The 6,449-nt window shown below is 71.9% G+C and carries 7 protein-coding genes; all 7 read right to left on the bottom strand.

Annotation, left to right across the window (positions count from 1 at the left end):
- Window positions 1–119: 119 nt before the first annotated feature.
- On the bottom strand, window positions 120–1,199 hold the full coding sequence (gene lgt / locus ACFVWD_RS56900; RefSeq protein ID WP_389606950.1) for a prolipoprotein diacylglyceryl transferase: 1,080 nt from the start codon (window positions 1,197–1,199) through the stop codon (window positions 120–122).
- 212 nt (window positions 1,200–1,411) lie between these two features.
- The gene (locus tag ACFVWD_RS56895; RefSeq protein ID WP_389606949.1) at window positions 1,412–2,188 is read right to left on the bottom strand and encodes a DsbA family protein; all 777 of its coding nucleotides are present in this window, start codon (window positions 2,186–2,188) and stop codon (window positions 1,412–1,414) included.
- Between the two features lie 117 nt (window positions 2,189–2,305).
- Window positions 2,306–3,121 carry a tryptophan synthase subunit alpha gene (gene trpA / locus ACFVWD_RS56890; RefSeq protein ID WP_384905916.1) on the bottom strand — a complete coding sequence of 272 codons (816 nt, stop codon included), beginning with the start codon at window positions 3,119–3,121 and terminating at the stop codon, window positions 2,306–2,308.
- Complete coding sequence (trpB, locus tag ACFVWD_RS56885) at window positions 3,118–4,410, bottom strand: tryptophan synthase subunit beta (protein WP_389606947.1); 1,293 nt, start codon at window positions 4,408–4,410, stop codon at window positions 3,118–3,120. Before trpB ends, trpA begins: the two co-directional genes overlap by 4 nt.
- Window positions 4,411–4,591: 181 nt before the next feature.
- Window positions 4,592–4,873 carry a tryptophan biosynthesis modulator TrpM gene (gene trpM, locus ACFVWD_RS56880; protein WP_389606945.1) on the bottom strand — a complete coding sequence of 94 codons (282 nt, stop codon included), beginning with the start codon at window positions 4,871–4,873 and terminating at the stop codon, window positions 4,592–4,594.
- Window positions 4,874–4,880: 7 nt separating this feature from the next.
- Window positions 4,881–5,690, bottom strand: coding sequence for an indole-3-glycerol phosphate synthase TrpC (trpC, locus tag ACFVWD_RS56875; protein WP_389606944.1), 810 nt, complete (start codon window positions 5,688–5,690; stop codon window positions 4,881–4,883).
- Between the two features lie 159 nt (window positions 5,691–5,849).
- Window positions 5,850–6,302, bottom strand: coding sequence for a DUF2752 domain-containing protein (locus ACFVWD_RS56870; protein ID WP_389606943.1), 453 nt, complete (start codon window positions 6,300–6,302; stop codon window positions 5,850–5,852).
- Window positions 6,303–6,449: the final 147 nt, after the last annotated feature.

Here is a 6,449-nt window from a genome sequence, read left to right as displayed (position 1 = left end):
GTTCTCGGGGGCGTCGGGGCCGGGCCCCGCCCCACGGCGGGGCGGCTCCCGCGGTATTTGTGCGGTGGCGGGCGCGGGTACGTGGGCGGGGGCGCCCCCCTGCGACGTACCGGAGGAACTCAGACCTTCTTGGCCGACTCGGCCTCGCCCCTCGCCGCCTCCACAGACGACTCGGACTCCTCGGACTCCACAAGCTCCTCGGATTCCGGGGACTCCACGGACTCCTTGGACTCCTTGGACTGCGCGGGTTCGTCGGACTCGGTGTCCGTCTCCGCCTCGGGCTTCTTGCCGTCGGACTTCTTGTCGGTCGTCTCGTCGGCCTCGTCGTCAGCCTTGTCGTCGGCGTTCTTGTCGAGGGCGAGGGCATCTCCGTCGGGGGTGTCCCCGTCCGGCTCGACGACCTCCTCGCGTCCCGGCCGCAGCCGCGCCGACACCACGATGTAGGTCACCGCGAGGACGAAGACCACCATCGCGGTCCAGTCGTTGAGACGCAGGCCCAGGATGTGGTGGGCGTCGTCGACGCGCATGTACTCGATCCAGCCGCGGCCGACGCAGTACGCGGCGACGTACAGCGCGAACGCCCGCCCGTGGCCCAGCTTGAAGCGGCGGTCCGCCCAGATGACGAGGAAGCCGACGCCGATGCACCACAGGGACTCGTACAGGAACGTCGGGTGGTAGTACCCCGGCACGCGCCCGTCCGTGGAGGACGTGATGTGCAGCGCCCACGGCACGTCCGTCGCCTTGCCGTACAGCTCCTGGTTGAACCAGTTGCCCCAGCGCCCGATGGCCTGGGCGAAGACGATGCCGGGGGCGAGGGCGTCGGCCCAGGCGGGGAGCGGGATGCCGCGTCGGCGGCAGCCGATCCACGCGCCCACCGCACCGAGCGCGATCGCGCCCCAGATGCCGAGGCCGCCCTGCCACACCTTGAAGGCGTCCACCCAGTCACGGCCGTCGCTGAAGTACAGCTCGTAGTCCGTGATCACGTGGTAGAGCCGGCCGCCGACAAGGCCGAACGGGACGGCCCACACCGCGATGTCGGCCACCGTGCCGGGCCGCCCGCCTCGGGCGATCCAGCGTTTGTTGCCGAGCCAGACGGCTACGAAGACGCCGATGATGATGCAGAACGCGTAGCCGCGCAGCGGAATGGGGCCGAGGTGCACCACACCGTGCGACGGGCTGGGAATGTAGGCGATATCCATGGCAGGGTCGACGCTACCCTGCCGGACCGGACCCACGGCAAGCAGCCCGGCTACGGGTCCATAACAGGGGCCCTGGCAGAGGCCGTGACACAGGCCGTGCAAGAGGTCGTGACAAAGGCCGTGACGGAGGCCACAACTCGGGTCAGGGCGTGCAACGACATGAGTCGCCCCCGGCCCGTGTCCGGGCCGGGGGCGCAGGGCCGACGCGGGGCTCAGGCCTTGTTCTCCGCCTCCACCATCTGCTTGAGCTTCGCCGGGGTCATCGTCTGGTCCTCGTAGATGTTCTTGCCGCCCAGCAGCACGGTCGGCGTGCCCCGGAAACCGCCGCGCTGGAAGGCCGCGTTCGACTTCACGACCCAGCTGTTGTGCGTGCCGTCCTTGACGCACTTCCGGAAGGCGGGGGTGTCCAGGCCGTCGACCTTGCCCGCCAGCTCGATGAGCTTGCTGTCGTTCGAGAAGTCGTCAGTGGTCTCGCTGGGCTGGTTCTCGTACAGCACGTCGTGGTAGGCCGTGAACTTTCCGGCGTCCTGGGCGCAGGCCGCGGCGTTGGCCGCGTGCCGGGAGCCGCTGCCTCCTCTGCCGTCGTCGATGAGCGTGACCAGGTGGTATTCGACCCTGAGCTTTCCGGCGTCCACCAGCTCGTGGATCGTCGGGCGGAACCCCGCCTCGAAGGCCTGGCAGGCCGGGCAGCGGAAGTCCTCCCAGACCGTGAGGGTCGACTTGGCGCCGTCCTTGCCGACGGGGATCGCGAGGCCGTCCTTGCCGGTCGCACCCGAGGGCGACACGGCCGGGCCCGACGCGGCGCTCTTCTTGTCCTTGCCCGAGTTGGCGGCCAGGACGCCCACCACCGCGGCAAGGGCCAGGACGCACACCACCGACGCGCCCACGATCAGCGCCCGGCGGCGCCTGTCCGCGGACTTCTGCTTCTCTCGCTCGACCGCCATCCGCTCGCGGGCGGTGCGCTTTCCGTCACGGTTCTTCTCGCTCACAACCGGCAGAACGAACCGGGGAGGCGCAGCGCGCCTCCCCGGTCCCAGGTCCACCCGTTCGAGTGAGCGGATTGTCCGTTACGTACGCAACAGGACGCGTACGCGGTGGAAGGTGTCTCAGGCCGTGCCGCGCACGCCCTTCGCCAGATCGCCCGCGAGGGCGCGGACCGCGTCGAGGCCCGCGGCCTCGTCCGGCGCGTCCAGCATCCGCTTGACGAAGGCCGAGCCGACGATCACGCCGTCGGCGAAGCCGGCCACCTCGGCGGCCTGGGTGGCGTTGGAGACACCGAGGCCGACGCAGACCGGCAGCTCGGTGGTGGCCTTGGTGCGCCGCACCAGGTCCTGGGCCTGGGCCCCCACGGACTCCCGCGTGCCCGTGACCCCCATCAGCGAGGCCGCGTACACGAAGCCGCTGCCCGCCGCGGTGATCTCGGCGAGCCGGGCGTCCTTGCTGCTGGGCGCGACGACGAACACGGTCGCGAGGCCGTGCTTCTCCGCGTGCTCCCTCCACAGCGCCGACTCCTGGACGGGCAGGTCGGGCAGGATGCAGCCCGCGCCGCCCGCCTCCGCCAGTTCCGCGGTGAAGCGCTCGACGCCGTAGCGGTCGATGGGGTTCCAGTACGTCATGACGAGCACCGGCTTCCCGGTGGCCCCGTGCGCCTCGCGGACCGTGCGCATGACGTCGGCGATCTTGACGCCGCCCTTGAGGGCGATGTCGTCGGCGGTCTGGATGACGGGCCCGTCGAGAACGGGGTCGCTGTGCGGCAGACCGATCTCGACGATGTCCGCGCCGCCCTCGAAGACGGCCTTGACGGCCGCGATCCCGCCGTCGACCGTCGGGAACCCGGCCGGGAGGTACGCGATGAGGGCGGAACGCCCCTCCGCCTTCGCGGCGGCGAGGGTGTCGCTCAACAGCTGGATGTTGCCGCTCACTTGGCGTCCCCCTCGATCTCGGCGGTGTCACTGTCGGCGTCCGGCTCGACGACGGCGTCGGCGGCGGTGTCGTACAGACCGAAGTAGCGGGCGGCCGTGTCCATGTCCTTGTCGCCGCGCCCTGACAGGTTGACGATGATCAGCCCGTCCTTGCCCAGCTCCTTGCCGACCTCCAGGGCCCCGGCGAGCGCGTGGGCGCTCTCGATCGCCGGGATGATGCCCTCGGTGCGGGAGAGCAGGCGCAGGGCCTGCATGGCCGCGTCGTCGGTGACCGCGCGGTACTCGCCGCGGCCGCTGTCCTTGAGGTACGAGTGCTCGGGTCCGATGCCCGGGTAGTCGAGGCCCGCCGAGATGGAGTAGGGCTCGGTGATCTGCCCTTCCTCGTCCTGGAGGACGTACGACCGCGACCCGTGCAGGATGCCGGGTTCACCGGCGGTCAGGGTCGCGGCGTGCTCCCCGGTCTCCAAGCCGTGCCCGGCGGGCTCGCAGCCGATGAGGCGTACGTCCGCGTCCGGGATGAAGGCGTGGAAGAGGCCGATGGCGTTGGAGCCGCCGCCGACACAGGCGATGGCCGCGTCGGGGAGCCGTCCGGCACGCTCCAGGATCTGCCGCCGGGCCTCGACGCCGATGACGCGGTGGAAGTCGCGGACCATGGCGGGGAAGGGGTGCGGCCCCGCGACGGTCCCGAAGAGGTAGTGCGTGTGGTCGACGTTGGCGACCCAGTCCCGGAAGGCCTCGTTGATGGCGTCCTTGAGGGTGCGGGAGCCGGACTTCACGGCGATGACCTCGGCGCCGAGCATGCGCATGCGGGCCACGTTCAGCGCCTGACGCCGGGTGTCGATCTCACCCATGTAGATCGTGCACTCGAGGCCGAAGAGCGCGCAGGCGGTGGCGGTGGCCACGCCGTGCTGACCGGCGCCGGTCTCGGCGATGACGCGGGTCTTGCCCATCCGCTTGGTGAGGAGGGCCTGACCGAGCACGTTGTTGATCTTGTGGGACCCGGTGTGGTTGAGGTCCTCGCGCTTGAGGAAGACGCGCGCACCACCGGCGTGTTCGGCGAAGCGGGACACCTCGGTGAGTGAGCTCGGGCGCCCGGTGTAGTTGACGAGCAGGTCGTCGAGCTCGCGGGCGAACTCGGGGTCCGCCTTCGCCTTGTCGTACTCGACGGCGACCTCGTCCACGGCGGCGACCAGCGCCTCCGGGATGAACTTGCCGCCGAACGCGCCGAAGTACCCCTCGGCGGTGGGGACTTGACCCTCGGGGTCGGGAATGAAGAACTCGCTGGGCATGCGGATACCTCGCAGGGGCGACAGCCCCGGTTACGGGTCGGACAGGGGTCACGTCGGTCGCGCACGCACAGGTCGCCCGGACGACACCGTTCGCATCCCTCCCACCCGCCCGTACCGAGGACGAAGTTCCCGTCGCGACGGCGAGCGGCCGCCACGACGTGGCACGAGGGAGTCGGAGCTGTCAGCTCACCGCGGGGTGCGGCGGGCCCGGAGCGGCGCCTACGCGTGCGCCGGCGGGCCATCGCATGCCGTTGACCTGGCCCGGTTCGTCACCGATGACATACCGCACGCGGCGCCCGTGGACGCGGCGGGCCGGTGCCCGGCAGCCGCGCGGCCGACAGCCGCGGGCGAGGCGGGCGTAGGGATCGCGCGCCCCGGCGGCAGCCGCCCGCACGCACGCCACTCCCCCGTCGGGGCGCGAGCCCGGACGGGTGACGGCGGTGGCGTGGGGCGCGCTGTGCACCGGGGTGTCAGCTCCGTCCGTGGCGCAGCGCGGGGTGGGCCCCGGCCGCGACGAGGTCGGCGACCGCCGTCTTCGGGTCGCGGCCGGTGACGAGGGACTCGCCCACCAGGACCGCGTCGGCGCCGGCGTTGGCGTACGCGATGAGGTCGTGCGGCCCGCGGACGCCGGACTCGGCGACCTTGACGAGGCCGGACGGGATCTCGGGAGCGACCCGCTCGAAGGTGGTGCGGTCCACCTTGAGGGTCTTGAGGTTGCGCGCGTTGACGCCGATGACCTTCGCGCCGGCGTCCACCGCCCGCTCGACCTCGTCCTCGTCGTGCACCTCGACGAGCGGCGTGAGCCCGATGGACTCGGCGCGCTCGATGAGGGACTCCAGGGCGGCCTGGTCGAGGGCGGCCACGATCAGCAGCGCGAGGTCGGCGCCGTACGCGCGGGCCTCCCACAGCTGGTACGACGTGACGATGAAGTCCTTGCGGAGCACGGGGATGTCGACCCGGGCGCGGACAGCCTCCAGGTCGGCCAGCGAGCCGCCGAAGCGGCGCTGCTCGGTCAGGACCGAGATGACGGCCGCGCCGCCCGCCTCGTAGTCCGCGGCCAGGGCCGCGGGGTCGGCGATCGCGGCGAGCGCGCCCTTGGACGGGCTGGAGCGCTTGACCTCACAGATGACCTTGATGTCGTCGCCACGCAGGGCGGCCAAGCCATCCTTGGCCGCGGGAGCCTTCGCCGCGCGCTCCTTGAGCTCGTCGAGGCTGACGCGCGCCTGCCGCTCCGCGAGGTCGGCACGGACTCCGTCGATGATCTCGTCGAGCACACTCACGCGAGCGGCCCCCTTCCCTGACGGTGAACGGTTGAGCCTGTCGACCCCAGGCCGTCGTCCCGACGGCCATCATGGGTCACTCCCGATGGTATCCGGAGGAAGGGCTAGGCTTCACATCCGGTTGACGCCGGTCCCACTACCTGGACGTTTGTCATTTGATCAAGGGTGCAGCCAGCCACCGAAGGGCAGGTTCCGGACAACGGTGAAAACCAGGAGCACCACGCCCGCGCTCCACAGGTGCACGGGCCCCAGGTCGATCCGCAGCGGCCGTCCGCGCGCCGAGCGGACCGCCCAGACGGTCCACACCACCGCGAAGACGAAGTAGCCCATGACGGCGAGCGCGTTGTCCGTGAGCGCCGCCGCGAAGTCCCCGTGCACGAAGGCGTGGGCGCTGCGCAGACCGCCGCAGCCGGGGCAGTACACGCCCGTGTAGCGCAGCAGCGGGCAGACGGGGTAGTGCCCGGGCTGGTTGGGGTCCACGGCCCCGACGTACGCGAAGGCGCCGACGACGGCCGCGAGCGCCCCCGCGGGGACGACGAGCCGCCGCGGCACGACCCGCTCAGCGGGGCGGGGCCGCGTCACCCTCCGGGTTTCGGCGTTCACCCGTCGCATTCTGCCCGTCCCGGGCGTGGCGCGCTCGTCGCGGGCGCGGCGCGCCCGGGCCGGACGCGCGAGAGGCGGGGCCCGCGGGGGTGGCGGGGCCCGCCCCCGACAAGCCCCTCGGGGGGAGGCAGACTCGCCGCCCACCACGCGGCGCGG

This window comes from Streptomyces sp. NPDC058086, from assembly GCF_042885015.1.
Taxonomy (GTDB): Bacteria; Actinomycetota; Actinomycetes; order Streptomycetales; family Streptomycetaceae; genus Streptomyces.
Note: the sequence above shows the minus strand (reverse complement) of the source record. Positions and strands in the feature narration are given on the sequence as shown.